Source organism: Spirillospora sp. NPDC046719, from assembly GCF_040645715.1.
Taxonomy (GTDB): domain Bacteria; phylum Actinomycetota; class Actinomycetes; order Streptosporangiales; family Streptosporangiaceae; genus Spirillospora.
In genome coordinates this window covers 1-1,265 of sequence record NZ_JBEYYT010000915.1, presented here as the reverse complement: position 1 = coordinate 1,265, position 1,265 = coordinate 1, and the positions used below count along the sequence as shown (strand labels likewise).

The following is a 1,265-nucleotide window of genomic DNA, read 5'->3' as shown; positions in this document are numbered from 1 at the left end:
CATCAGCGCCCCGGCGACGGCCGCGCCCGCGGCGAGCGCGAGGATCACCGACGTCCGCAGCCCCGCCGCGGCGGTCTGCCCGGCGGTCAGCCCGCCCATGATCGAGGTGAGCGTGCCGGTGACGAACGTGGTGGTGACGCCGTCGGCGGCCATGCTGCGCGCGGCCGCCGTCTGCGCGCCCATCGCGGTGGACGACAGCGCGATCAGCGCGAGCAGCCCGGTGCCGTGCGGTTCGGCGCCGGCGAGCGCCCATCCGGCGAGGAACACCGTCTGCAGGGCGAGGACGACGCACAGGACGCCCGTGACGCGGGCCGGCCACACGTGCTCGGGGTCGGTGCGCCCGGCGACGCGGAACCCTGCGTACAGGCCGAGCGCGAACGCCAGCGTGGCGATCCCGCAGCGGGCCAGGTCGACGCCGTGCGCCTCGCCCGCCGCGAGGCCGAACAGCACGATGTTGCCGGTCATGTTGGCGGTGAAGACCTTCTCCATGCCGAGGAAGCCGACGATGTCGGTCGCCCCGGCGCCGAACGTGAGCAGCACCAGCAGCACGCCGCGCAGCCGGACGGGGGAGAGGGCGGGCCGGCCCGGGGCCGCCGCGCCGGGGGTACCGGACGCGGCGGCCGTGGACAGGTCGGACGAGGTGGTCACCTTGCTCCTTACACGAGGGGGAGGGACGTCGCGCGGGCGGGCGCGTCAGTAGATGATCAATCCGGCCACGGTGGCGACCACGAGCCCCACCACGACCGGCACGAACGATCTCCGGACGAGCTCCATCACCGGCACGCGGGCGAACCCGGCGACCGCCAGCAGCGACGACCAGGCGATCAGCACGCCGCCGCCGGACCACACGCAGCCCATCTGGCCGATCGCGGCGAGCAGCGCCGGGTCGACGCCGGACGTCGGGCCGAGCGTGCCGGCGAGCGAGCCGGTGAGCGGCAGCCCCGCGAAGCCCGACCCGTCCAGCCCGGTGATCATGCCGATGATCAGGACGCCGAAGCCCACGACGTAGCGGCTGTCGGGGATGGCGCCCTCCAGGTGGGTGACGGACTCGAACAGGAAGCCGGGCGCCTTCGCGCCGTCGCCCAGGCTCATGATCTTGCCGGCGAAGTCGGCGTTGCCGATGAAGAAGAACCCGGCGATCGGGATGACGACCCCCATCGCGCGGACGGCGAAGACGAGCCCGTCCACGATGTGGTCGGCGCAGGCCTGCAGCGCGTTGCCGGCGTCGCGGGCGACGGCGGCGGCGAGCAGCAGCGCGACGGTGA

2 protein-coding genes are annotated in these 1,265 nt (G+C 74.4%); both read right to left on the bottom strand.

Annotation, left to right across the window (positions count from 1 at the left end):
- The coding region (locus tag ABZ914_RS51545) for a YoaK family protein (RefSeq protein ID WP_500201840.1) at positions 1 to 648 on the bottom strand (648 nt) is incomplete at its 3' end.
- Between the two features lie 45 nt (positions 649 to 693).
- Positions 694 to 1,265, bottom strand: a 572-nt coding sequence (locus ABZ914_RS51540; protein WP_500201839.1) for a hypothetical protein, incomplete at its 5' end; no start/stop codon positions are given.